This window comes from Actinomyces sp. oral taxon 169, from assembly GCF_013394715.1.
In the GTDB taxonomy this organism is placed as follows: domain Bacteria; phylum Actinomycetota; class Actinomycetes; order Actinomycetales; family Actinomycetaceae; genus Actinomyces.
The window spans coordinates 970486-995609 of record NZ_CP058259.1; the positions used below are offsets into that span (position 1 = coordinate 970486).

Annotated in this window: 17 protein-coding genes and 1 tRNA gene; 8 read left to right on the forward strand and 10 right to left on the reverse strand. The window is 69.2% G+C overall.

Annotated elements, in window-relative coordinates; genetic code table 11:
• Positions 1-45: 45 nt before the first annotated feature.
• From wecC to HW274_RS04205, 7 genes are all read left to right on the forward strand, one after another.
• On the forward strand, positions 46-1329 hold the full coding sequence (gene wecC, locus HW274_RS04175; protein WP_185989274.1) for a UDP-N-acetyl-D-mannosamine dehydrogenase: 1284 nt from the start codon (positions 46-48) through the stop codon (positions 1327-1329).
• Between the two features lie 6 nt (positions 1330-1335).
• Positions 1336-4548, forward strand: a complete 3213-nt coding sequence (locus tag HW274_RS04180) for a CDP-glycerol glycerophosphotransferase family protein (protein WP_185989275.1) — start codon at positions 1336-1338, stop codon at positions 4546-4548.
• A 264-nt stretch (positions 4549-4812) separates the two neighbouring features.
• Entirely contained in the window at positions 4813-5205 is a 393-nt protein-coding gene (gene tagD, locus HW274_RS04185; RefSeq protein WP_075255204.1) for a glycerol-3-phosphate cytidylyltransferase, read from the forward strand.
• 140 nt (positions 5206-5345) lie between these two features.
• Positions 5346-9335: a CDP-glycerol glycerophosphotransferase family protein gene (locus HW274_RS04190; RefSeq protein ID WP_075255205.1), complete on the forward strand. Its 3990-nt coding sequence runs from the start codon at positions 5346-5348 to the stop codon at positions 9333-9335.
• Positions 9332-11236 (forward strand): glycosyltransferase, encoded by a 1905-nt coding sequence (locus HW274_RS04195; protein WP_075255206.1) that lies wholly within the window; start codon positions 9332-9334, stop codon positions 11234-11236. The genes HW274_RS04190 and HW274_RS04195 overlap by 4 nt, the downstream gene beginning before the upstream one ends.
• Entirely contained in the window at positions 11233-13638 is a 2406-nt protein-coding gene (locus tag HW274_RS04200) for a hypothetical protein (protein WP_075255207.1), read from the forward strand. Before HW274_RS04195 ends, HW274_RS04200 begins: the two co-directional genes overlap by 4 nt.
• On the forward strand, positions 13638-14882 hold the full coding sequence (locus HW274_RS04205) for a glycosyltransferase family 2 protein (RefSeq protein WP_185989276.1): 1245 nt from the start codon (positions 13638-13640) through the stop codon (positions 14880-14882). Before HW274_RS04200 ends, HW274_RS04205 begins: the two co-directional genes overlap by 1 nt.
• Positions 14883-14933: 51 nt before the next feature.
• Here the strand turns inward: HW274_RS04205 and HW274_RS04210 are convergent, their stop codons facing one another.
• The 7 genes from HW274_RS04210 to HW274_RS12770 are packed head-to-tail and all read right to left on the reverse strand — an operon-like array spanning position 14934 to position 21911.
• Complete coding sequence (locus tag HW274_RS04210) at positions 14934-15710, reverse strand: DUF6270 domain-containing protein (protein ID WP_185989277.1); 777 nt, start codon at positions 15708-15710, stop codon at positions 14934-14936.
• Positions 15711-15712: 2 nt separating this feature from the next.
• Positions 15713-16750, reverse strand: coding sequence for an ABC transporter ATP-binding protein (locus tag HW274_RS04215; RefSeq protein WP_185989278.1), 1038 nt, complete (start codon positions 16748-16750; stop codon positions 15713-15715).
• Positions 16737-17651, reverse strand: coding sequence for an ABC transporter permease (locus HW274_RS04220; protein WP_185989279.1), 915 nt, complete (start codon positions 17649-17651; stop codon positions 16737-16739). The genes HW274_RS04215 and HW274_RS04220 overlap by 14 nt, the downstream gene beginning before the upstream one ends.
• Complete coding sequence (locus tag HW274_RS04225; RefSeq protein WP_185989280.1) at positions 17648-19375, reverse strand: glycosyltransferase; 1728 nt, start codon at positions 19373-19375, stop codon at positions 17648-17650. Before HW274_RS04225 ends, HW274_RS04220 begins: the two co-directional genes overlap by 4 nt.
• A complete protein-coding gene (locus HW274_RS04230; protein ID WP_185989281.1) occupies positions 19368-20642 on the reverse strand; it encodes a glycosyltransferase family 4 protein in 1275 nt (424 codons plus the stop codon). The genes HW274_RS04225 and HW274_RS04230 overlap by 8 nt, the downstream gene beginning before the upstream one ends.
• Positions 20643-20646: 4 nt before the next feature.
• On the reverse strand, positions 20647-21687 hold the full coding sequence (locus HW274_RS04235; protein WP_185989282.1) for a glycosyltransferase family 4 protein: 1041 nt from the start codon (positions 21685-21687) through the stop codon (positions 20647-20649).
• Positions 21684-21911: a hypothetical protein gene (locus tag HW274_RS12770; protein ID WP_260679183.1), complete on the reverse strand. Its 228-nt coding sequence runs from the start codon at positions 21909-21911 to the stop codon at positions 21684-21686. The genes HW274_RS04235 and HW274_RS12770 overlap by 4 nt, the downstream gene beginning before the upstream one ends.
• Before the next feature lie 731 nt (positions 21912-22642).
• Here HW274_RS12770 and tagD (HW274_RS04245) point away from each other — a divergent pair.
• Entirely contained in the window at positions 22643-23065 is a 423-nt protein-coding gene (gene tagD, locus HW274_RS04245; RefSeq protein WP_075255216.1) for a glycerol-3-phosphate cytidylyltransferase, read from the forward strand.
• Between the two features lie 6 nt (positions 23066-23071).
• Here tagD (HW274_RS04245) and HW274_RS04250 read toward each other — a convergent pair whose 3' ends face one another.
• The 3 genes from HW274_RS04250 to orn form a co-directional block, all read right to left on the reverse strand.
• Positions 23072-23932, reverse strand: coding sequence for a polysaccharide deacetylase family protein (locus HW274_RS04250; protein ID WP_075255217.1), 861 nt, complete (start codon positions 23930-23932; stop codon positions 23072-23074).
• Between the two features lie 204 nt (positions 23933-24136).
• Positions 24137-24212: transfer RNA gene (locus HW274_RS04255), tRNA-His, on the reverse strand.
• Between the two features lie 118 nt (positions 24213-24330).
• Entirely contained in the window at positions 24331-24942 is a 612-nt protein-coding gene (gene orn, locus HW274_RS04260; protein WP_075405510.1) for an oligoribonuclease, read from the reverse strand.
• Between the last annotated feature and the right edge of the window lie 182 nt (positions 24943-25124).

Sequence of the window (25124 nt, forward strand, 5' to 3'; positions counted from 1 at the left end):
TCCCCGGGGAGCTCCTCGGGGACGCGAACAGATGCATGGAGACTTATGACTGACACTGTTGAAGTAGCCGACGTCGCAGTCATCGGGCTGGGGTACATCGGCCTGCCCACGGCAGCGGTCCTGGCCCGCGCCGGGCTCGACGTCGTCGGCGTGGACCGGGTCCGGGAACGTGTCGAGGCCGTCAACCGCGGAGAGCTTCCCTTTCTCGAGGAGGGACTGGCCACCGTCCTGGCCGAACAGGTCGAGGCCGGCCGCCTGCGCGCCCAGATGGAGACGCCCTCGGCGCGGACCTACATCATCGCGGTGCCGACCCCCTCGATGGGCCCGGACCATGTGGCCGATCTGTCCCTGGTGGAGGCCGCCACCAGGCAGATCGCACCCCGTCTGACAGGCGGAGAGCTCATCGTCCTGGAGTCGACCTGCCCGCCCGGCACCACTCGGGCCCTGGCTGAGGCGATCGGCTCGATGCGCCCGGACCTGTCAACGGACGGCAGCGGCTCTCGGCCCCAGGTGCATCTGTCCTACTGCCCCGAACGCGTGCTGCCCGGGCGCATCATGACGGAGATGGTGACCAACTCCCGGGTCATCGGCGGCCTGACCCCCCAGGCCTCACACCTGGCCAGAGACCTGTACGCCACCTTCTGCGCCGGCGAGCTGGTCCTGACCGACGCCACCACCGCCGAGATGACCAAGCTGACGGAGAACTCCTTCCGCGACCTCAACATCGCCTTCGCCAACGAGCTGGCCCTCGTCTGCGAGCGGGTCGGGGTGGATGTCTGGGAGCTCGTCGACCTGGCCAACCGCCACCCGCGGGTGAGCATTCTGCAGCCGGGCCCCGGCGTGGGCGGCCACTGCATCGCCGTGGACCCCTGGTTCCTGGTGTCCAGCGCTCCGGAGGAGACCAGGCTCATCCGCACCGCCCGCCAGGTCAATGACTCCCGGCCGGCCCACTACATCGGACGCATCCTTGAGGCGATGGAGCCCGTGTCCTCGCCGACCGTGGCGGTGCTCGGCCTGACCTTCAAGGCCGATGTCGATGATCTGCGCCAGTCGCCGGCGCTTGCGATCACCGAGCAGGTGGCCGCCGCCGCGCCCCATGCCCGGGTCCTGGTGGCCGAACCGCACGCCACGGAGCTCCCGGCGTCCTTGGCACGGTGGGACAACGTGCGGCTGACCGGGTGGCGGCAGGCCGTCGAGCAGGCTGATGTCGTGGCAGTGCTGGTTGCCCACCAGGAGTTCGCCGACCTCGATCCGCATCTGCTCGAGGGGCGCAGCGTCATCGACGCCACGGGGCTCTGGCGCGCCCGAGCTCCCGAGCTGACAGGGTAGAAGGACATGGGCGGCAGGCGTCTAAGACGTCTCATCGGTGCCGCTGTGCGCGGCGTGCACCGGCCCCGACTCAGCGTCATCGTCCGGGCGGCCGGGACCGGTCCTCACGTGGAAGGGGCCATCCGCTCCGTACTCAACCAGACCTTCAGGGACCTGGAGGTCCTGGTCGTCGTCGGGCCGGGGGCCGATGCGCTGAGCTCCGGTGAGCAGGTGGCCACCGGCCTGTCCGCCAGGGACCGGCGCGTCCGGGTCGTGTCCTGCGGCCGGGACGATCACCGGGGCGCTGGCCCGAATGGCTGGCTGGATACCGCCCTGAAACGAGCCAAGGGGAGCCTGGTCACCGTTGTTGACGGCGGGGACGGACTTGTCGGCGGTGCCTGCCAGTCGATGATTGAGTGCCTGGAGCAGTCGGGCTCCGACGTCGTCGTCGCGCGCTCGCGGTCCTTGACACCGGCAACCGGGGCCGGGCCGGGGCCGGTACCTCCCCGCGCGCCTCGCCTCGCGCAGCCGCTGGCTCGGGTGCCCGAGGCGGCTGAGGAGCTGGTGGCCGGCGCCGTCATGGCACGCCGAAGCCTGTGGGTATCGCAGAGACGGCCCGGTGCACTCCGCGCCCCCACTGTGTCACTGCCCGCCAGGACTCTCGCGGTGCTTCTGGCCGCAACCCGGATGGACATCCTGGATGAGGAGGTCTACACCTGGCGCGCGGGCTCCGCGGCCCGTGGCCTCAGCGCGGACACGGATCCCGGCGGCCTCCTGGCGGAGGTGGACGCCTTGGCGCAGCTGGCCGCCGACGCTCCGGAGGCGGTGCGTCGGCGCCTGGTCGTCGGACGCCTGAGTCAGGACCTGGTTCGTCTGGCTGAGGTTGCGCACCGGGAGGGGCCCGACCTCGCCGGCAGGCTGCGCCGCACCGCGAGAAGGGCGCTCGCCGACGCCGACGACCTCGTGTGGGAGGCGATCGGGCTGCTCGACCGACTCGTGCTGTGGCTCCTCATCCAGGACGAGCCTGCCGGTGCCGTGGAGCTCGAGGAGCTGATCGGCAGACGCTGTGAGGACCTGGGCCACCTTCCCCTGACCATCGAGGCGGACACCGTGCGCCCCGAGCATGCCCTTCTGGAAGGAATCACGGCGCCCCGCCGACTCGCCGAGATCCGAGACGTCGACTTAAGACTGCACATCGGTGTCGACATGGTGCGCTGGCTGGGCCCCAGGACCCTGGAGGTACGCGGATGCGCCTGGGTCTGGGGGCTCGACCCAGGCATGACCGACCGCCCGACCGTCGAGGTGGTCGATGAGACCGGACGAGTTCGAGGCCGCGCCCAGGCTGATCGCTGTGAGGCGCCCCGAGCCGACCTGGAGGCCGGCGACCCGTGGCGCTCCTACCTCACCTCGGGGATCGTGGTGCGTCTACAGGTCGAAACGGGTCGCCGCCCCTCCTGGTTCCGGGTGGTGACCCGCGTTGCCGGGCGAGAGGTGCGGGCATGGATGCCGCAACCGGCCGGCTCCAGCAGGAGGTGCCCGGCGCCGCCGGAGACCGGGCAGCATCTGGAGGCGCGCGGTCAGCGGGGGCTGCTCCAGGTCGCTCCGGCGCCGAGCGGGATCCGGGGGAGCGAGGCTCGGCCCGGCGGGGAGATCGACGTCGTGCTCCTCTGCGCGCGCCTGGGCACTGACGCAACGCTGGAGCTGAGCGGAACGGTGGCGCCGGCCCCGGATGGGCTGGATATCGTCCTGGGCGGCAGGGCCGCCGAGGCTCAGGCGATGACGGTGCCGGCCGTCCTGGGTCCTGGTGATGGCTGGTCGGCGTGCATCGATCTGGCTGATCCCGGCGTCGAGCTGGCGACTTACCCGCTGAGCTGGAGTGCCGTATCGCAGGACGAGCCCGATCGTAAGGTCGAGGGGGCCTGCCTGGCCGGGGAGGGGATCGACGGTCCGGCCACAGAGGTCCCCATCGCCGCGGCGGCCACTAGCTGCGTGGCGGAACCCGATGGCGATGTCACCGGGGCGGATGCCGGGCGCCCGGCGCGCCGCGCGAGAATCCTCACCCGCACGGACGGCTCCGTGGCCGTCGCTGTCATCCCCCCGCTGACTCCTGGCGAACGCTCACGACGGGGCCACCGGCTCCTCATCGAGAGCGAGGCGGGCCCCCTGAGACCGGGAGTGTTCCTGGAGTCCTTCGGTGGCCGCAGCGGGGGAGACAACCCGGCCGCCATCTGCGAGGACCTGGCGACCCACGGCGTGGGGGCGCCCCTGTGGTGGTCGGTTGTCGACGGGACGGTTCGCGTGCCGACGGGCGCACGCCCCGTCGTCGTCGGATCCCCGCAGTGGGTGGAGGCGCTGCGCACCTCACGTGTCATCGTCACCAACGACCACCTCCCCTCCTGGTTCTCCAAGCGTGAGGGCCAGCACCTGCTCCAGACCTGGCACGGCACTCCGATCAAGAAGCTGCTGCACGACGCGCCGAAAGCCGTCACCCTGAGATACCGGCGACTCATGGACCGCCAGGTCCCCCAGTGGGACCTGCTGCTCGCCCAGAGCCCGCAGGCCGCTCGGCGCCTTCAGCAGGCACTGGGATACCGCGGGCCTGTTCGGGTGGGGGAGTACCCCCGCAACGTGAGGCTGCTCGGAGGCGCTGAAGTACGGCGACGGGTGCGCCACGAGCTCGGTATCGCTCCGGTAAAGCCGGTCATTCTCTACGCCCCGACCTGGCGCGAGAGCCTGCGGCCCTCGACGGGTGCAGCCGGCTGCGCCACCGTGCACGGGCCGGGGCCTGTGGGGGAGCTGGACGGGCCTCGTCTGGCTGAGCTCCTCGATGCGGTGGTCCTCATGCGCAGCCACCACATGAACCGGGGCGGATGCGTCCCAGGGATGATCGATGTCAGTGGGTACCCGAGTGTCGAGGAGCTCATGCTGGCGGCCGACATCCTGGTCTCGGACTACTCGAGCATCTTCTTCGACTTCGCTCTGACCGGGAAACCTGCAGTGGTCTATACACCCGACCTGGCCTCCTACCGAGATGTCGAAAGGGGCCTGTACGGTGACTGGCCCCTGGGCTCGGGACTGCCGGTCGCCGTCGACCACGATGAGCTCACATCCCACCTGCAGCGGCTCCTCGGCAGTATCGACGCCGCTGAGGGGCGCTGCTCCCCACGGGAGGTGGATCCCGCGCCGATCCTGGACAACCTCACGTGGATCCGGGGATGGATCGCTCGTTTCCTGAGTTGATAAGTGACCGGAAGGGCGGATGAACACCGCCTCTCAAAAGAACTGGAAAGAATAATTGTGGCGAGAGTGTGAGGCGGAGAGAAAGGTGAGGCGGAACTCTCTGTGATATTCGACGGCGAACATCGGGTATTTCGGCGGCATATCGGTATCGCATCGATTCTATGACATCTTCGATATTGGTTCTCGGGGTGGGGAATAATCACGGTGGTTTGTCCGGAGTGTTGTTGAGGGCGAGCCTCGAACGTCCAATCAGGAAGTGACCCCATGAAGCGCGTGATTACCTATGGCACATATGACCTGCTCCACTATGGTCATATTGCGTTGCTGAAGCGTGCGCGAGCGCTGGGGGACTTCCTGATGGTGGCGCTGTCCAGTGATGAGTTCAATGCCGGAAAGGGTAAGCAGGCCTACTTCTCCTACGAGGAGCGCAAGGTGATGCTCGAGGCCATCCGGTATGTCGATCTCGTGGTGCCCGAGCTGACCTGGGGGCAGAAGACCGAGGATATCGCCAAATACGGTATTGATGTCTTCGTCATGGGGGACGACTGGAACGGCGAGTTCGACGACCAGCTCAAGGGTCTGTGTGAGGTCGTCTACCTCCCGCGGACTCCCGAGGTCTCAACGACTCGGATCAAGAGTGATATGCGCCTGGGCTGAGTGGTGCGCTGAGCGGCGACTCGCTGTGCGGGCTGTATCCAGGGCCGGGCGGAGGTCCGGGTCGAGGCTCGCTGCATGCTGTGTCAACTGGCGCAGGATTAAATACGCGTAATGTTCATACTGAAATAAGGGCGACCATCATGAGTAAGGATGCTGTTCTCAGAAAAATGGGGCGTGCTGTTTCCGGCCGCCTGCAGCTGCCGGCCACCACCCGGCTGGTGCGCTATGCCGCCGCCAGGGAGTACGAGGACGGTAACCTGGCCGAGGCCAAGCGTCTGTATGAAAAGCTCTCTGAGAGCGGCCACGACACGGCCAGCCGGTTGCGGCTGGGGGTCATCGCAGAGCGTCAGGAACGGTTCGAGGCGGCCTTGAGAACCTATACCGAGGTGGCCGACCGCGACCCCTCCTGTGGAGAGGCCTTCTACCGTGCCGGCTGCCTCCTCAAGCGACAGGATGACCCAGAAGGGGCCTCCGTCTTCTTCTCACGCGCCCTCTCCTCGGGGGTGCGGGACCGGCGCTACTCGGAGAACCTGCTCGCCTGCCTGCCCGCGAGCACCCCGCAGTGGCAGCGCCTGGAGGTTCTGCTCTCCGGACTGCCGGAGCACGAGAACGACGCCGCCTGGCTGCGCAAGCTCCTTCAGGCTCAGCTTCACCTGGGGCTCAACGGGCCGGCCAGGTGCACCCTGGACGCCCTGGCCGACATCGATGAGCTCAGCGCGCAGGAGCTCTTCGAGCAGGGGGTCATCGCCCACCGTGAGGGTGATCGGGCCTCCGCCGCCGCCAGCTTCGCCGCCGCCTGCAAGGCCGCCGGAGGAAAGGCCTGCAGCAAGGGGCCGGCCCAGTTCGCGTGCTCCCGGGGCGACTGGAGGCTGGCGGCCGAGCTCTTCGAGATCTACCCGGGCGAGGGGATGTCGAGGGTGGAGCGGGCCTACGAGCTGGCCTACTGCCTGGACCGTCTGCGCGAGCACGAGCGGGCACAAGGACAGTACGCCCTGGCCGCCTCACTGGACACCGGCAACGGGAACACTCTTTACAAGCTGGGACTCGCCTCGGAACGTGTCGGCGACCTCGCCACCGCGGAGCGCTCGTACCAGGAGGCCCTGCGGACGCTCAAGAAGCCCGCACGCAGCTGGTGGAACTATCGCCGTGGGGTCTGCCTGGCAAGGCTGGGACGCTACGACGAGGCGCTGGCCTCCTTCTGGGCCTACCTGGGGCCGGCTCCGCGCGGGCTGGCATCGGTGTCCAAGCAGCTGGCCAGCACGGGCTTCCTCGACCTGGTCCGCGCGAAGAGCACACCCCCGCCTCGGCAGCGGCCGGAGGATCTGGTCGAGTCCACCATCGGCGATGTCATGCTCGGCCTTCACGAGGCTCTCAGCTCCCATAACCCCGCGGGTGATCCCGGCGCCGGTGAGGTGATCCCGCCCGCCGCAGCGCAGGCTGCCGCTCAGTCCATCCGGCATATCCTCCCGCTGGTTCTCAAGGGGGACCGGAACCACCGCCTGGTCCTGGCCCAGCTGGCCCAGGACGCCGGGCAGGTGGAGCTCGCCTGCGAGATCCTCGAGCAGGCCGAGGAGTTCGGCTGCAAGGACGGGCTGGACCCGCGGGCCTATGGACGCACCGCGACAGCCGCCCGCAACATCCGCTACGCCGAGGCCCTGGAGGTCCTTCCCGTCAGCCCCCACCTGGTGCTGTGGGAGTCCAACCACGGCGCCTCGATCGGCTGTCACCCCCTGGCCATCTTCCGGTGGATGGTGGACCGGCCGGAGTACTCCCACCTATTGCACGTGTGGGCCGTCAATGACCTCGGTGCCATCCCCGCGGATCTGCTGGGGCGTCGCAACGTCGTCTTCGTCCCCCTGCACAGCACCGAGTACATGCAGTACCTCGCCACCGCCGGGTACCTCGTCAACAACGTCTCCTTCGCCCCCTACTTTGTGCGCCGCCGCGAGCAGCGCTACCTCAACACCTGGCACGGCACTCCCTTCAAGACCCTGGGGCGGTCCATGCGGGGAGGTCTGCTCGACTACGAGAACCTGCAACGCAACTTCCAGCTGAGCACCACGCTCATGGCGCCCAATGAGCTCACCCGATGGGCGCTGGTCGAGGACCATGATCTGCTCGACGTCTACCGGGGCCGCACCATCGTCGCCGGCTCCCCCCGACTGGACACCTCGCTGACGATGAGCGCCCAGGAGCGCACGGCGCTGCGAGGTCGCCTGGGACTGGCTGAGGACGATGAGCGCCGTCTGGTCCTGTTCGCCCCCACCTGGCGCGGCGGGGTCAGCAAGCGGGAGCTGGACCGTGAGGCCCTGGTCGCCGACCTGACCGCCATGGCCTCCCGTGACGACGTGCTCGTGGTCTACCGCGCCCACCGTCTGTCCGAGAAGCTGCTGGCCGGCGTCGATCTGCCGGTGAGCGTCGTCCCCAAGGACATCGACACCAATGAGCTGCTGGCCGCCGTTGACGTCCTGGTGACTGACTACTCCTCGATCCTCTTCGACTTCCTGCCCCAGAAGCGCCCCATCGTGCTCTACATGCACGACATCGAGGAGTACCGGGCCGAGCGGGGCCTGTACCTCGATCCCGAGGAGGTCCCCGGGCTGGCCTGCTATGACCGCGCTGAGCTGGCCTCAGCCATCGGGCGTGCCCTGGCTGGGGAGGGGATCGCGCCCCAGAAGGCCCTCGACCGGTACTGCCCCTACGAGGACGGACAGGCCTCGTCGCGCCTGGCCCGAGCCTTCTTCGACGACGACCTCGACCACGGACGTCGGGCCATCATCAGGGACCACGCCCTTGAGCCCGCGTCCGGCGACGATTCCCGCAGGCGCCGCACCCTCCTGTTCCACGCCTCCATGATCCCCAATGGGATCGCCTCCGCCCTCCTGGCCCTCCTGGAGGCGCTCGATCCGGACCTCTACTCGGTCAACCTCATCGTTGAGCCCTCCGTCCTGCGCAACAACGAGGACCGTCAGGAGATCTTCCGATGCCTGCCCCGCCACGTCCACGTCATCTGCAAGCCCGGGGCCGCTCCCTGGCGCATCCACGAACGGGCCTGCGTCAACGACTTCGCCCGGCACCCCGAGGCCTTCACCTCGCAGAGCTTCTGGGACTGCTACTGGGCCTACTACGAGCGCGAGACGCGCCGCATCCTGGGCGACTTCGTGCCCGATGCCGCCATCGAGTACGACGGCTACGCCGAGACCTGGGTCTCGCTCATCGCGGCCTGGGGTCGTCGCGGATCGCGCACCTCCTGCTACCAGCACAACCAGATGGACAACGAGTACCGGGACAAGTACCCGGGCCTCAAGCGCGTCTTCACCCTCTACAGCGCCGTCGACGCCGTCGTCGCCGTCAGCCCGGGACTGGCCCGCCACAACCGCAGCGGGCTGGCCGGCCTGGGCATCGACCTCACCCAGCACCAGCTCTCTGCCCGCAATCTCCTTAACGTCGAGCGGGTCCGCCTCGGGGCGCAGGCACCCGCCCCCGAGGCCTTCACCGCGCTGAAGGACGAGCACGACATCGTCCTTGCCACCATGGGGCGGATGTCGATGGAGAAGAACCAGGCGGCTCTCATCGAGGCGCTCGCCCTTCTGCGCAAGCAGGACGGCACCGAGGACGGCGGCGCTCAGGGACTGAACGTCGGCCTGGCGATCGTCGGCTCCGGGGTGCTCGAGGCGACGCTGCGGGCCAGGATCGACTCCCTGGGCCTGTCCGGGCACGTCGCGCTGCTGGGACAGATGGACAACCCGTTCCCGGTCCTGGGCGGAGCCGACCTTTTCGTCCTGCCCTCCCTGCACGAGGGGCAGCCGGTCACCCTGCTGGAGGCGATGACACTGGGAACCGGGGTCGTGGCCTCAGACCTTCCGGGCAACCGGGAGCTGGTCGACCTCGGATACGGGGTTCTGAGCGGCACCTCTCCCCAGGACATCGCCCAGGCGATCCGCTCGGCACTGGCCGAGCCCCGCCTCGCCCACGGAGACTTCGACGTCACCGAGCACAACGCGCGCTCACTGCGGGACACCCTGGCGGCAGTGCTCGGCCCCGAGGCACTCCACCAGCAGCCCCAGGGGAAGACGGCTTCCAAGAGGCGGCGGCGCAAGCGGGCGGCCTCGCGAGGGAAGCTCGCATGACGCACCGACCCGCCCCCGAGCTGCGGCGAGCCCTGTGGCACCTGCGCCACTCGGGGCTGACGGGGCTGCGTGAGCACCTGCGCCGTCGTCGGGCCACCGCCTGGGCCCGCCCCCGCCAGTGGGCCTCCAGGCGGCGGGACCGGACGCTCCTACCGGACTGGCCGCTGCCCTCACCGCAGGAGACCGGGCCCCGTCACGACGTGACCGTCGGGGTGATCGCCGACGAGTTCACGGCGCTCGCCCTGGGCTACGAGTGGCGCTCGGTGCCCCTGACCCCCACCGGCTGGCGCGAGCAGGTCGAGCAGACCCCCATCGACCTGCTCTTCGTGGAGTCCGCCTGGCACGGCAACGACGACGCCTGGCGCTTCCAGGTCATCGGCTCCCAGGGACCCTCGGGCCACCTGAGGGACATGGTCACCGCACTGCGGGACCGAGGAGTGCCGACGGTCTTCTGGAACAAGGAGGATCCCGCCCACTACGACGAGGCCATCGAGACCGCCCGCCTCTTCGACTGGGTCTTCACCACCGATGAGGCGATGGTGGAGCACTACCGGCGTGACCTGGGACATGACCGCATCGGGATCCTGCCCTTCGCCGCCCAGCCCGCGATCCACAACCCGATCCGCCTGCTGGACGAGGAGGGTCGCCCCGCGCCCCTGAGGGATGTCGCCTTCGCCGGCACCTACTTCGCTCACAAGTACCCCGAGCGGCGCGAGCAGATGGAGATCGTTCTGGGCGGCGCCCACGACGTCTCGGCACGCCTGCCCCGCGGGCTGGACATCTTCTCCCGGTACCTCGGCGGCGACGACACCTACCAGTTCCCGCCTCCGTGGGACTCGCACGTGCGTGGCAGCCTCACCTACACCCAGATGCTCAGCGCCTACCGCGCCTACGCCGTCTTCCTCAACGTCAGCTCCGTGGTGGACAGCCCCTCCATGCTTCCGCGTCGCATCATCGAGGTCCTGGCCTGCGGCACTCCCGTAGTGAGCACCCCGACGCCGGCCACCGACCGCCTGCTGCCCGCAGGCGCCCTGGCCAAGGTCACCGACCGCGCTCAGGCCGGGCACACCGTGCGCGCGCTCGTGACCAACCCGGCCCTCGGGGAGTACATGACGCATCTGGCACAACGGGAGATCTGGAGCCGGCACACCTACAGCCACCGCGTGGAGACCGTGCTGCGAGTCGTCGGCTTGGGGGAGCGGGCCACGCGCCGCCCCACCATCGCACCGCTGGTGTCCACCATCCGGCCAGAGCAGATCGACCACGTCCTTGAGACCCTGGCCGGTCAGAAGCAGGTGACGATGACGCCGGTCATCCTCACCCACGGCTTCACCGCCCCGGCCCGCAGCAGGGCCCGGGCCCGCGATCTGGACCTTGAGATCGACTGGGTCAGCGCCGAGACCAGCACTCCCTTGGGTGGCTGCTACAACCTCATGCTCTCGCGGGTCGAGGCCGACTACATCGCCAAGATGGACGACGACGACCTCTACGGCGATCACTACCTCTTCGAGTCGCTCGCGGCGGCCGACTACGCCCGTGCCGAGGTCGTGGGCAAGCACGCCCACTACCTGCACCTGACGGGCCCGGACCTGACGGTGCTGCGCTTCGCCGACTGGGAGCACCGCTATACGACTTTCGTCTCCGGGCCGACCCTGGTGGCTCGGGCGGACCTGGCGCGCGAGGTCACTTTTCCCGAGACGACCACCGGCGAGGACACCGGTTTCCTCAATGACTGCACACGTGCCGGGGCCCGTATCTATTCGGCCTCCCGATTCGGGTTCGTCCAACGGCGAGGGACGACTTTCGGACACACCTGGGACATCTCCAACGCGGAGGTGCTGGCTACGTCCACCATTAGTCATTGGGGACCGCCCCACGAAACGGAGATGCCCACCTCATGAATGCCCGCAGCACCGAGACCTTGCACGTCATCATCATCGGTTCCGCAGATGGGCAGGCCACACTCGACTCTCTTGGCCAGGACTCGCCCGAAGGCGGGATCGTCCCCATCGGCTGCCCCGATCCGGCGGGACTGGGCCAGGTCCTGCGCCCCCTGGCCGCAGGGACCCGGGTCCTGCTCCTCCAGGCGGGAGACCGGGTCGAGCCGGGCTATCTCACCTCAGTGGCCCAGCACGGCACCGGCGAGGCGGTCGTCCTCACCCCAACCGTGACCATCCGCCCCGACGGCGCCCGCGACGAGCGGCTGCAGTGGCGCTTCAAGCACGGCAGCCGCACCGCTGACCTGACCGTCGAGCCCCACATCTTCCCCGATACCGTCAGCGGAGCGGTGCTCACCATCCCCCGTCACGGCCTGCAGGACTGGGGCGGACCAGGGGCCCTCCACACCGGGGACGGCGCCGTCGGCGCTCAGACCGCGGCCGATGACGACAACACCGCCCTGAGCGGGCTCATTGCTCACATCATGGCCACCGGCAACCGGGTGGGCCTCCACGACGGCCCGGCCGTCATCCGCCACGCCCCCCAGCCCCCCGGCCGCTGGGGAAGGATCGACCACTACCGCCACCTGCTGGGCACGGTGCTGCCGGCGTGGCTGCAGGCCGGAAGCCCCCCACCGGCCTGGGTCCAGCAGCTCATCATCCACCGCCTCATCCAGGTCACCGACGCCGACCGTGGACTGCGCTTCCCCTCGGCCGGGCTCACAGCCGCCGAGCGCGCCGAGGTGGCCCAGCTTCTGCGCGCCGTCACCCGGCGCGTCCCCGCCTCCCAGATCGAGGCGTACTGCTCCACTCCGCTGGCTGTGGGCCGTCGCACCGCACTGGTCGCCATGGCCGCCGGGCCCATGCCCGCCCCGATCCTGCCCTCGGCGCGCAGGTTCCGCAACGACCAGAAGGCCACCTACTTCTACGTCGGCGACATGCCTCAGGAGCAGTGGAAGGTGGATGGTGCCTGGGCCCGACCGACCAGCGCCAAGACGGTCGATCACCGCTACTTCGACGACGTGGTGCTCCACGAGCGCATCGTCTGGCTGCCCAAGGGGCAGATCACCGCCGTCATCGACGGCCAAGAGCTCCCGGTGGCCCCCTACCGGGGCAACCCCAGGCCACCTGAGACGCCTCCGGGGCGAGGCCGCCCGGGAGGGGCCTCATCCGGGCTGCGCCGGCGCCTGGCCCGGCTCCTGAGTCCCACCGGCACGCAGGAGACCCAACAGTCCGGCGGCACGTCACCGGCCGAGGAGGCCTCCTCCGCGGCGTCCTCCACGACTTCCGTGGCCTCCTCCTCAGCGCCCACGCCGTACACCGCCTCATCCCCCTCCGACTGGCCCCGCACCTGGCTCTACATGGACCGCCACGACAGCGCCGGCGACAACGCCGAGCCGCTGTACCGCTACGCCCGCACCCACGCACCCAGCGTCCGGCACATCTTCGTCATCGAGCGCAGCAGCCCGGACTGGGAGCGCCTCGCGCAGGACGGCTTCGTCCTGCTGGACCCGACCGGCCCCGGATTCGACGCCGCCTGGAGCGGCGCCGAGACCATCCTCCTGTCCGACATCGGCGACCCGCTCATCGCGGGCCGCCTCACCGGCACGGGAGTCGGCCCCGACCAGCGCCTCGTCTTCCTCCAGCACGGCGTGACCATGCGCGACATGTGGCGCTGGTTCAACGGCGCCCGCATGGACGTCGTCGTGTGCGCCACCGCCGCCGAGCAGGCCGGGCTGACCGCCGACCACACCTCCTACACCCTCACCGACCGAGAGGTCTGGCGCACCGGCTTCCCCCGCCACGACCACCTCCACAGCCTCCTGGGACGCGAGCGCGACAGCATCCTGCTGGCCCCCACCTGGGACCCCGAGGTCTCACGCGCCCTGGAGAGCGACCCCGACGCCGTCGGACTCCTCAGCGCGCTCTACCGGCCCTGGCTCGAGCTGGCCGCCGGCCTGACCCAGGCCGGCCACCGCACCGTCCTGTTCGCCCACCCCAAGCTGGTACTGCACGCACCCGAGTGGTTCCGGGCTCTGGGCGTGCCCGCCGTCACCGGCCGCGAGCTGCCCGAGACCCTGGCCCGCTCCTGGGCGGTGGTCTCGGACCGCTCATCCGTCCTCGACGAGGGCATGATCGCCGGCTGCGTCGGCATCGTCTGGGACCCCCGCGCACGGCCGGACACGGACCGCTACCGCGCCCGTCACGAGGCCATCGGAGCCATCGGCGCCGACACCAGCGCGCAGGTGCATCAGGCGGTCGAGGACGTCGTCGCCGGACGAGTCACCGCCCCCGAGGACCTCCTCCTGCTCGACGCCGGAGCCTGCGCCCGCCTGACCGCCCTGCTCCGACGCGACGTGATCTGATGCTGGCCCCGCTGGCGGGGGCCCCGCGGATGCGCCGCCGCCCGCCACTGGTCAGCCTCGTCATCCCCGTCTACGGGGTGGCCCCATACCTGCCCCGCTTCCTGAGCTCGCTCGACGCCCAGGACCACCCCCACGACCGTCTCCAGGTCGTGCTCGTCCTGGACGGGGCCTGCGACGACTCACCGCGGGCCTGTCGGAGCTGGGCACGGCGAACCGACCTCGACGTCGAGATCATCGAGACGGACAACGGCGGACAGGGCCGCGCCCGCAACCTCGGGATGGAGCGGGCCCGGGGCCAGTGGATCGGCTTCCCCGATCCCGATGACTGGCTCGCCCCCGACTTCCTCACCCGACTCCTGGCAGCCAGGCGCCGCGGCGATGTCCTCCTGGCCGGCCGCACCCTCATCCACCAGGACGGCGAGCAGATCCCCCACCCCCTCGACTTCCGCTTCCAGGGCGGGACGGCCCGGGTCGACGCCGCCCGGCAGCCGCAGGCCATCCAGCTCTCCGTCCACGAGTGTCTCATCCGGGCCGACCGGGCGCTCGCGGCCCGGTTCCCCGAGGACCGTGAGGCCCCCACCTTCGAGGACGCCCTCTACCTGGGGCGCATCCGCAGCCGCTGGGGCCGGATCGTCTACGTGCCCGAGGCCGTCTACCACTATGACAAGCGGGTCTCAGGAGACTCCGCGGTGCAGACCGCCTGGTCGCGGCCGGGCCGCTACGTCGCTCAGATGCGCACGCGCTACCACGCCCTTCTCGATGCCGCAGGTGGGGCGCCCTGGGCCCAGCAGACGATCCTGTACGACCTGGGCTGGTACTTCGGGGTCGTCGACGCCGGCCGGATGCCCACCGAGCCACCCGGATTGGGCCAGGCGCACGCGGCCGAGATGCGTGTGTTGGCGCAGCGTCTCGACACCGAGCAGGTCCTCCGCAGCCCCTGGGGCAACCTCGGTGCCCGGGACCGGGCCCGCCTCCTGCTGTGGAAAGGCCGGCCCGAGGTGGCGGTGGTGCGTGACGGCGAGGTTATCGAGCTGTGCACCGTCGAGCCTTCCCGCCGGCAGGCGGAGCCCCTGGGCTACGCCGGGATCGACGTCGGCTGGGTCCTCACCGGGGCCGAGGCGGCGCAGCGCCACTCCGGTGCAGGCATCCCCCGCATCCCCCTGTGGCCCCGCCGGCCACGGCTGGTTGAGCCGCGCCCGACTGGGACAGGGCGCCTTCGCAGACTGCTGCGGCGTCGTCGCTGAAGCGGGTCGATCCCTCCCGGTCCGACGCCGTCCTGCCTCACGGGGCTGGGCTCACAGCGCCGGGGCGAGGCGGCGCGGTGCCAGGGCGACCTCCAGCTCGTCGGCGACCCACGAGTACAGGGAGGGGGCGTAGTGGAAGGGAGCGGCCCCCCAGCGGTGCGCGTCGTCGGCCACCACGAGCTCGTCGGGCACCTGCAGAATCCGCAGGTCGGTCTCCTGGTAGACGAGCTCGGTGTAGCGGGTCATGACCCAGTTGGCCTCCATGGCGGTCTGTCCCCAGCTCGGGACGGTGGACATCCCCGAGGTGGTCCGCGTCGCCCAGGGAACGTTGATGAGGATCGTTCGCCTCGCCAGGTCGAGCCGCTCCAGGAGGGCGTGGAAACGCAGCAGTGCGGGTCGCCACAGGTGCAGGTGCTCGGCGGTCCCCAGCTCGAGGAACCTGGCGGGAAGCCCCTCGTAGAGGCCGGCCGTCAACGCCTCGGTCGAACGCGTCAGGAAGGTCCCGGGGGAGGTCTCCAGGACGCCGAGGCGCTCGTCGGTCAGATCCCACAGCAGGAGGTCGGTGTAGGAGGCGACGGCCGTGAGCTGTGCCTCCAGGTTGCCCACCATGTCGGACAGGAAGGACCGACGGGCGAAGGACGAGCTGAGCAGGGACAGATCGACGTCGCCGACGTCGGCCGGGCACCCCGCACTGATGAGGGACTGGCGGGCGATGTAACGCTCCACGCTCCAGCCCCGCCGCTCCATCTCGCCGGCCACGTCCCTGGCCACGCAAGAGCCGTAGACCGTGATTCGTCCTGCTGTCATCGTGCTTTCCTCACTGCGCATGGTCATACTCCTCGAGCGTGTCGGTAGGGCAGGGTGCGGCTCTCCGAGCGTTGGATCCGCACCCCCGCCGGTTTCCACTTCTCCCGGCACTCGGCCAGGATCGTGGCGGCCTTGTCCGGCTTGTTCTTGGCGATGTTCCAGGACCACCACCGGTAGTCGTGGGCGATCTGGGGGCCCGGGCCGTCACCGATGAGCTCGCCATCCATGAGCCACAGCGCCCGGGTGCACATCTCCTCGATGACCTGTGCGGCATGGTTGACGATGAACACCGTCCCGGCGGCGCGCCGCAGCTCGGTCATCTTGATCTCGCTGCGCTCCTTGAACGCGGCGTCACCGGTGGACAGGGCCTCGTCGATCAGGAGGATGTCCGGGTTCGCCGCGGCGGCGATCGCGAACCGCAGACGTGAGGCCATCCCCGAGGAGTAGGTCTTCATCGGGCGGTAGATGGCCTTCCCGATCCCGGCCAGCTCGATGATCTCCGGAATGATCGCCTCGATCTGCTGGGGAGTCAGCCCCATGGCCAGGCAGCCCAGGCGCACATTGCGCTCGCCGGACAGGTCCGGGACGAGGGCCGCGTTGACGCCCAGGAGCACCGGGGTGGAACGGGCGCTCACCGTTCCCGAGGTCGGCGTCTCCAAGCCGCCCATGACGCGCAGCAGCGTGGACTTCCCCGCGCCGTTGCGCCCCAGGATCCCGATCGACTCCCCGGCGCGCGCCACGAAGGAGATGTTCTTGAGGGCCTCGACCCTCACTTTCGGCCTGTGCCCAGTCAGCCCCATGACGATCTTCTGCGCCACGGAAGCGGCGCGCAGATCCTCAGCATCCGTGGAGGGCGCCCGGTAGCTCACCCCGATCTCGTCGACGACGACGGTGGCCGTGCCGATGCCGGCCTCGTGACCGTCGGCCGCGGTCATGACGGCGGAAGAGGAGTCACCGTCCGATGTCATCGTGACGATGGGGGAGGGGGATGCCGCCTCCCCCGGCCCGTCCGCCTGGAGGGATGCAGACTCGTTCTTCGGCCCGGTCTCAGCGCTCGACACCGTAGGCCTCCTCCTTCTCCCAGAAGAACACGAAGGACACGGCGGTCAGACCCAGCGACCAGGCACTGAGGATGAGCCACATGCGCGGCTGCGGAACGCGCTGGTACAGGATCACGTCCCGGTACATCGTGATGATGAGGTAACCGGGATTGAGGTCCATGGCCCGCAGCATCACCGGGTGATGGATGAACCGTTCGTAGGAGAAGAAGACTCCCGAGGCGTAGAACCAGAACTGAGTCAGGAAGGGCCAGATGTTGCGCATGTCCGGGATCGTCGTCGTGATGCGGGAGGCCGCCAGCGTCAGCCCCAGGCTAAGGAGCACCTGAAGAGCCAGGACCGGGACGATGAGGACCCAGTGCCAGCTCGGCCAGGCGTGAGGGGGAAGGACCACCACGAGGACGAGGAGCGCGATCATCGGCGGGACCAGGTCGATCGCGCTGCGAATCGTGTACGACGCGGGCAGGGCGGCCCGAGGGAAGGAGAAGCCTCGAATGAGGTTCCTGCCGGTGACGATCACCTGGCTGCCACCGGTGACCGCCCGCTGCAGCGGCGGGAAGAACGTGACGCCGATGATGAGGTAGCCGATGAAGTTGTCGATACCGCGGCTCGTCTGCAGAAGCAGACCGAAGACCAGGAAATAGACGATCGCGTCGAGCATCGGCTTGGCGATGAGCCAGGCGTTGCCCAGGAAGGTGCCCCGTTGAGAGCCCAGGGCCTTGGCCCGGGCATCGGCCCAGATGAAGTGCCGGCGCTGCCAGAGCTGGCGGATGTAGGCCACCAGCGGCGGGCGCCGGCCCACCGGGTAGAGCTCGCTGAGCTCGACGACGCTGACACTGACCTCCGAGCTGCCGCCCCAGAACGGCTGCCCATCGGGCCACGGGGCCCAGGACGCCCTACTCATACCAGCTCCTTGTAGATCTCGGCCTGACGGACTGCGTTGCCGCTCCAGGTGGGCAGCATCTGATGCGTTGAGGGCGTCGAGGGCAGGGGCTCTCCAGCCGCCATATCAGTCAGCACTCGGCTGAGCGCCTCGACGTCGCCGGCCGGGAAGGACCGATTCGTCGCTGCGGCGGTGAGCTCGCTGAGCGCGGGGAGGTCGGAGACCACCACCGGCCGACCCAGCGCCATCGCCGTCATCGGCTTGAGCGGCGTCACCAGCCGGCACACCGGCGTATCCAGCCTCGGCACACAGAAGACGTCCAGGGCCTGGTACCAGTCCAGGGCCCTTGTGCGCTCCACCCGTCCGGGAAGGACGCACACCGAGGCCTCCAGCCCCAGCTCTCCAGCCAGGGCCACCAGCCCGGGACGGCTGACCCCGTCACCCACGACGGCGCACCGCACGTCGTCCCCCCGGGCGCGGCAGAGTGCCACGGCCCGAAAGAGCACGTCGAAGCCCTCATAGCCCACCAGGGAGGAGACGCTGCCCACCCACAGGCCCTCGGGGGGCAGTCCCAGCCGTTGGCGGGCATCCACTGGCGAGTACCTGGTGGCCTCCAGGACATCCTGCTCCACGGCGTTGGGGACGACCGTGATCCGGCCGGGCTCGACACCCCGGGCCGCGAGGTCCTCGGCCTGGACCTGAGAGAGGACGACGACGGCGTCGGCCCGCCGGGCCATCTCGGCCTCCTTGGCCCGCAGCAGCGCGAAGCGCTCGGAGCCCAGCGCCTCGGCCTGCTGACTCACCGGCCTGGAGGCCACCCAGGTGCACTCCAGCACCCCTCGCATCTCGTAGACCCAGGGCAGGCTGAAGGAGCGCGCCACCGCCTGGGCGACCAGGGCGTTGACGTAGTTGGTGGTCGTGTGCAGCAGGTGGGGGCGGAACGCCTCCACCTCCCGCGCCAGCAGGCGGCTCATCTGAGCCAGCCGGGCTATCGGGGCGGCCTGCGTGCGCGCGGGCAGAAGCCTCCGGTAGGTGACTGCGTCGACGACGTCGGTGGCCTGAGCCGAGGCCCTGCCGATGATGACGGGGTAGCCGATGCGGGTCACCGCCCGCACGTCGATGCCGGCGTCGGACTGCGCCTGCAGGAGCGCGTGCGAGCGCACGGTGTAGCCGGACTGGGTGTGGGGCAGTGAGCTGGTCAGTAGGTGAAGGACTCGCAGCGGCTCGCCGGGGTCAGGAGTGGTCCAACCCGGTGAGGGGGACAAGCGGGGCAGGTGGAAGCCCGGGCTCATCATGGCGAGCTGGGAACGCAGGCGGGCCCGCAGCGCCCCGGAGCCGGGCAGTGCCTCCAGCGTGCTGAGCGCGGCGCTCAGGTGTCCCCGGGACCACAGGTCCCGCGCGCGCACCGTGGGGCTCAGGCCATCGGCGTCAAGATGCCTGTGCTCGGCGGAACCGAGGTGGATCGCCATCTCGGCGGCGAGCCTGCGGCCGAGGGCCGATCGCGGCACCGCCCGGCTCAGCGCCTCACTAGCCGAGTCCGGTCGGTCGGCGATGAACGCCGACAGTGCCCGGCGCAGCTCGTGCTCGCCTGCGCCGATGCCGAGAGCCCGAGCGCTGCGGCTGCGCCAGGGCTCAGACAGCCGACGTGCCCCCTGCAGGGCCAGGAGCACCGGGTCCTCGACCATCTGCCGGGCGGCGGAGGTGCTCAGCAGCGCGAGGTTGTTCAGGATCTGGAGGTCAGCCACCGGCCACCTGCCTCAGGAGGGACTCGTAGCGGTCGGTCATGGCCTCGGCGTCGGCGTGGTCCGCCAGCCAGCGCCGTCCGCCCGTCACGTCCAGACGGCTGCGGTCGGCAGCCAGGGCGCTCCACAGGGAGGCCAGGGCCTGCGAGTCCTGCGGGGCGGTGACGTCACCGCAGCCGGCGTCCTCCACGATGCGCCGGGCCTCTCCGTCCACCGAGGCGCACACGTGAACTCCGGCGGACATGATCTCGTAGAGCTTGGAGGGGACCGTCACGGACATGGCCGGCCAGTCCTGGAGGCTCACCAGCGCCGTATCGGCCCAGGCGTAGTGCTCAGCCACCTCGCTCCAGGGCACAGGGGGGAGGATCTCCACAGGGGCGGCGAGCCTGTGGGCCAGGGCCGCCACCTCCTGGAGCTGTGCGCCGTCGCCGACGATCCGCAGTACCACCGGGGTGCCGTTGCGCTGAGCGATGTGCGCGGCCCTCACCGCAAAACTCAGGCCCTGAGCGCGCCCCACGGTTCCCAGGTACAGCACGTGCAGGATGTCGTCCGATCGGCGTCGGTCGGCATCCGTGCGGCCTGTCTGCACCGCGGCGCCGGTGTTGCGCACCGTCACCACGCGGCGTACCCCGCGCGAGCGCAGGACCTGGGCGAAGGAGTCCGTCGTCGTCACCACGGCCGCGGCCTCCCGCTCCAGGCGGGTGATGAGGGGTGGCAGGAGGCTGCGCGTGCCGTGGTCGACGATGTGGAGCCGGCGGGCCCGGTGGGCCCATGCCAGTGCCGATGGGCAGGCGGCCGGCTCGGACCACTGCGCGGCTGACAGGAGCAGATCCGGCCAGGCGTCGCGCAGCTCCACCACGACCGGACGGTGCAGGACCCTGCCGACGGCGAGCGCCGCCGGGAGGGTGGGGAGCCCGGGAACTGAGCCGAGGATGACGTCTGGACGGTTACCTCCCCGAAAGCGCGCCACCCCCAGGCGCACGGAGTCGGCCGCCGCGACCATCTGATCGGTCCCTCGTCCGCACACTCCGCTGCTGTAGGGGCGGAAGATCGTGCGGTGCACCATCGCTCCGGTGACGTCCCGCCTGATCGAACCGGCCACGTGGGCCGCGCCGCCTGGCAGGAGACGACCCCCCGGGTAGTGGGGGGCCGGAGCCAGCACCGCCAGCTCGTGGCCCCGTGAGATCAGCGCTTCGGCCAGCCGGTTCCAGCGGCGTTGGGGGGCGCCGACCTCCGGTGCCCAGTAGTGGGTGAGCAGAAGGATGCGCATGTCCTCACCTCGCCCTTCGAAGGGTGGGGAAGGGGTTGGGGGCTCCGATGATGGAGGGCATCTTCAGGTAGAGGATCAGGACTGCTGCCATGGCGAGCTGGGGCATCCAGAGCCGGTTGCTGGTCAGGAGGCTGCCGGCCGCCAGGGCGGAGCACGACGCTGCCGCCAGGGTCACCAGGAGGGCCGAGGCCCAGTGCGGCCATCCGGCGCAGACCAGGCGCTGGTAGACGTGCAGCCGGTGCGGCTCGTACCAGCACTGGCCCGCTCTCAGCCGCATCCACAGGGTGTAGCCGGTATCGGCCAGGAGCACGAGGACGGGGGCGAGAGCCGCCTCCACGGCCACGCCCCGGGACAGGCAGGCCGTCACGGCGAAGGCCCAGGCGCCGCCCAGGGCGTAGGAGCCGGAGTCACCCAGGAACACCTTGGCGCGAGGGGTGTTGAATGGCAGGAAGCCGAGGCAGGCTCCGGCCACCGAGACCATGACGAGCCCCAGCCCGGCGACCGGGGCGACGGCCGCCACCTGGACATACCACAGGGAGGTCAGCAGGGCGTGGCCGCAGGCCAGACCATTGGCGCCGTCCATGAAGTTCGTGGCGTTGACCAGCGCGGCGGTGCCCACGCAGATCGCCGGGGTCCACCACAGTGAGACCTCGAAGGCGCTGTGCGCCATCAGACCGAGCCCTGCGCCCAGGACGAGCTGGAGAACCAGACGGGTCCTGACGGACACCGAGAACAGGTCCTCGATCAGTCCGAGCAGCGCGAAGGCGAGTACGGTCGCCAGCCCCATGAGCGCGACGTCGACCCCGGTCATCGCGTGAACAGCACCTTGCAGGTGCACCGCAGCGAGGACCGCTGTCCAGGTGGCCAGTGAGGCGGCCAGGACGATGGCGAGTCCACCACCGCGGGGGACAGGCATCCGGTGCAGGGATCTGTCCCCGGGGACGTCAACGACGCGGGCTCTCCTCAGAAGCGGGATCACGGCCGCGGTCAAGGAGGCGCAGACGGCTGCCGTCAGGGCGAGCCCGCTCAGGAGCAGGGTGGTCATGAGGCTGTCTCCAGGGTCCGCCGGGCGTGAGCCCGCCATCTCAGGCGGCGCCGCCACTGATCCGCCACCGCGATGGCGGACCCTGCCAGGCCTGCGGTCCACGGAAGGAGATGGACCTGCGTGGCGAGGTCGAGGAAGCAGGAACCGACTGCGAACCCGGCCCCGGCCACGATGATGAAGGGCATGACCCGCGTCGAGGCCCACGGCCAGTAATGCCATGTCACGCACCAGGCGGTCACCTGAATGAGAACCGCGGCCGCGACCCCTATCAGGAGCAGACGCGGATAAAGAATTCGATGCGTTGATAAGAGCGTCCTGATAAGGGTCGCCAGGAAGAGCCATAGCGCCCAGGAGGCGATGTCTCGGCTCACTGCCGAGAAATCGGACGGGAGGCCGGGCACTGAAGCGGCCACAGAGGGGACAGTGGAGGAGGTGCGGGAGGGGGCGGCAAGGGGTCGGGCAGGAACTACTGCGACCACTGGTGACCTCCGGTCTTCTGGGACGGGAAAGGCCTGGGTTGCGGCCTTCTTTACTCGCTTTCTTATAACGGTAGTTGGGTCGACCAGTAGGAAAAGCGGTAGTCGTCATGATTGGCTCGTCTGCAATCAGACTGTGATGTTCAGGGCTTATCGTGACGGCGCCGAAACCGCTCGTAATCGTTGCTATATCGCGGAATACTGGGGTTCTGTCACATGATGGCCTCAGCTTGTGGCGCCCCGAGCCGAGGGGTGGTGCGGCGGTTTCGCGCATTCATTGGGTTACGCGATAGTGGGTGACGGCCGACATAGTTGAAAGCCTGCTTCAGAGGGGTAACAAAGGATTCTTGGGGGGTGTCTCGTGCCTAGACTTAGTGGCGAGCGCGTTCAACCGCCATACGCGCAACCAACGACAACACCATCGATTCTTGTGTGATTCATACAAAGATCGATGGGTTCAACCCGCGAGGACAATCCCTATGAAACGCATCATCACCTACGGCTCCTTCGACCTGCTCCACTACGGGCACATCGAGCTGCTGCGCCGGGCCAAGGCCATGGGTGACTATCTCATTGTTGCGCTGTCGACCGATGAGTTCAGCGCCTCCAAGGGGAAGCGCGCCTACTTCACCTATGAGCAGCGCAAGGCGATGCTTGAGGCCGTCCGCTATGTCGACATGGTCGTTCCCGAGCAGACCTGGGGGCAGAAGAGTCGGGACGTCGACGAGTACGGAATCGATGTCTTCGTCATCGGCGATGACTGGATCGGCACCTTCGACGAGCAGCTCGAAGGCCGCTGCGAGATCGCCTACCTCCCGCGGACCCCGGAGATCGGCTCCTTCGATCGGGCGCGACCGTGCGGCGAGGGGCAGGAGGAGGCCCGGGAGACTCTCGCGCGGTGAGCGCCCTCAGGCGTGGCGATTATGACCGGGGCCGAAGTAGACGTCGTCGAGCGTGGCCGTCTGTAGAGAGCGCTGACGCAGAATGTCGATGATCTGACCGTAGACGGAAGTGACGGTGGGGAAGTTCGCGTGACCGATGACGATGTGCTGGGCGAGCAGCCACTTCTGCGCCTCACCGAGAAGGACCTCCGGCGTGAGCTGTCCTGAGTCTCCGAAGGAGCCGTACCACATGGTCGTGGTCGTGTAGCCGATCTTGGCGCAGACCGAGTCGGTGTAGGAGCTGCGGCCGCCGTAGGGGGGTCGGATGAAGGGCGCGCCTGTGACACCGTAGGTGTTGCGCAGCAGGTTCTCGCACTGGGTGAGCTCGTCAATGATCCCGCCCTCCGACAGCGTTGTCAGGTCAGGGTGAGTCCAGGTGTGGTTCGCCAGCTGAATCTGCCCGGATTCCACCAGGGGCCTCATCTTGTCCCGGTTGTCGGTCCAGCTCGGATAGCAGCCGGTGACGAAGAAGGTCAGGCGGACTCCGGAGTCCTTGGCGAAGTCCAGGTAGGCGTCCACGACAGAGGAGTCGACGCCGTCGTCGATGGTGATGGCCACGACGTTGCCGACGTTCTCCGGCAGGCCGGTGATGAGCGAGTCCGCAGGCGTGGGTGCGGGAAGTGGCGGTGGGCCGTCCTGAAGGTGGAGCGGGCTGAGGGAGGGGGTCGGTGAGGGCGTGGGGGAGGGGGATGTGGAGGCCCGGGGTGAGCCCTGCGTCGGAGGTGAGGCCGGTGAGGCTGAATGTGCCGCCGGCCGTGCGGTGTTGCAAGCACTGAGGCAGCCTGCGGTTCCGGCGGCCAGGGCGAGTAGGAAGTCGCGGCGTTGCATGGGAGGGACTTTCTCGAAGGGTGGTTGTCGAGGCATCGAGCACCTGCTCCGCCGGCAGGGGCGTCGCAGTGAGCGCGCTGCTTACTTGTCGGGGCGCAGGGGAGAGGCTGAAGCCATCACTGTCCGCAGCAAGCCTGCGCCGCTAGGGTGGCAGCGTCGTTTGCTGCCTTGGGAGGGGGGATGGGGCGGATGATCCGCCATCAGTGGGGTGGCTGACGGGGTTTGAACCCGCGACCTCCTGGACCACAACCAGGCGCTCTGCCGACTGAGCTACAGCCACCATGTACGGTATCACCGCAACGAATCGGTACTGTATCCGCTCCTATCCCCGCACACCAAACTGGAGTCGGTGCACTACGTCACGTTCGAGGGGTGCGCCGAGGACACCGTCGTCCCGCTCACCTGGTAGGCGTGTTGAGGATCCGCTCAGCCGCGTCCTTGCACTCCTGAGAGCTCGGGCCCTCCCCGGCGGGGAACAGGACCTCGCGGTAGTAGCGCAGCTCGTCGATGGACTCCAGGATGTCCGCCAGCGCGCGGTGGCCGCCGGCCTTCTTCGGTGCGTGGAAGAAGGTCCTGGGGTACCAGCGCTTGGCCAGCTCCTTGAGGGAGGAGACGTCCACGATCCGGTAGTGGAGGTGCTCGATGAGCTCGGGCATGTCGCGGGCCAGGAACGCCTTGTCCGTGCCCACGGAGTTGCCCGCGAGCTGGGCGGTGCGGGGCTCGGGAACCAGGGAGGTCACGTAGTCCAGGACCTTGGTGCGGGCGGTCTCCATGGTCACCCCGTCCTCCAGGGCGGCCAGGAGGCCCGAGGAGGTGTGCATGGTGCGCACGTAGTCGTCCATCTGCTCCAGCGCGGCGGCGGGGGGCTTGATGAGCACATCGATTCCCTCCGCCAGGGGCTTGAGCTCATAGTCGGTGACGACGACGGCGACCTCGATGAGCGCGTCGGCGCTCTGGTCCAGCCCCGTCATCTCACAGTCGATCCACACCAGCGGGTCAGAGGTAGTCATCTGTTTGCTCACGGGAACCACTGTAGTCACCTCGGCGAGCTTCAGAACCGAGGACCCTCCCATGGGGTGGTGAGATTCGAGGCGTGATGGGTGACCGTGTCCTGGCGTAGCGGTCCGGCGGCGTAAAGATCGCGATAAGGTCTCTATGAAGTCTGACCGCCCTTGAGCAACACGGAGCACTC

Bases quoted from the DNA above. Each gene is read 5' to 3' on its own strand.
- wecC (WP_185989274.1), top strand. From the start codon at position 46: ATGACTGACACTGTTGAAGTAGCCGACGTCGCAGTCATCGGGCTGGGG.
- HW274_RS04180 (WP_185989275.1), top strand. From the start codon at position 1,336: ATGGGCGGCAGGCGTCTAAGACGTCTCATCGGTGCCGCTGTGCGCGGC.
- tagD (WP_075255204.1), top strand. From the start codon at position 4,813: ATGAAGCGCGTGATTACCTATGGCACATATGACCTGCTCCACTATGGT.
- HW274_RS04190 (WP_075255205.1), top strand. From the start codon at position 5,346: ATGAGTAAGGATGCTGTTCTCAGAAAAATGGGGCGTGCTGTTTCCGGC.
- HW274_RS04195 (WP_075255206.1), top strand. From the start codon at position 9,332: ATGACGCACCGACCCGCCCCCGAGCTGCGGCGAGCCCTGTGGCACCTG.
- HW274_RS04200 (WP_075255207.1), top strand. From the start codon at position 11,233: ATGAATGCCCGCAGCACCGAGACCTTGCACGTCATCATCATCGGTTCC.
- HW274_RS04205 (WP_185989276.1), top strand. From the start codon at position 13,638: ATGCTGGCCCCGCTGGCGGGGGCCCCGCGGATGCGCCGCCGCCCGCCA.
- HW274_RS04210 (WP_185989277.1), bottom strand. From the start codon at position 15,710: ATGCGCAGTGAGGAAAGCACGATGACAGCAGGACGAATCACGGTCTAC.
- HW274_RS04220 (WP_185989279.1), bottom strand. From the start codon at position 17,651: ATGAGTAGGGCGTCCTGGGCCCCGTGGCCCGATGGGCAGCCGTTCTGG.
- HW274_RS04230 (WP_185989281.1), bottom strand. From the start codon at position 20,642: ATGCGCATCCTTCTGCTCACCCACTACTGGGCACCGGAGGTCGGCGCC.
- HW274_RS04235 (WP_185989282.1), bottom strand. From the start codon at position 21,687: ATGACCACCCTGCTCCTGAGCGGGCTCGCCCTGACGGCAGCCGTCTGC.
- tagD (WP_075255216.1), top strand. From the start codon at position 22,643: ATGAAACGCATCATCACCTACGGCTCCTTCGACCTGCTCCACTACGGG.
- HW274_RS04250 (WP_075255217.1), bottom strand. From the start codon at position 23,932: ATGCAACGCCGCGACTTCCTACTCGCCCTGGCCGCCGGAACCGCAGGC.
- orn (WP_075405510.1), bottom strand. From the start codon at position 24,942: ATGACTACCTCTGACCCGCTGGTGTGGATCGACTGTGAGATGACGGGG.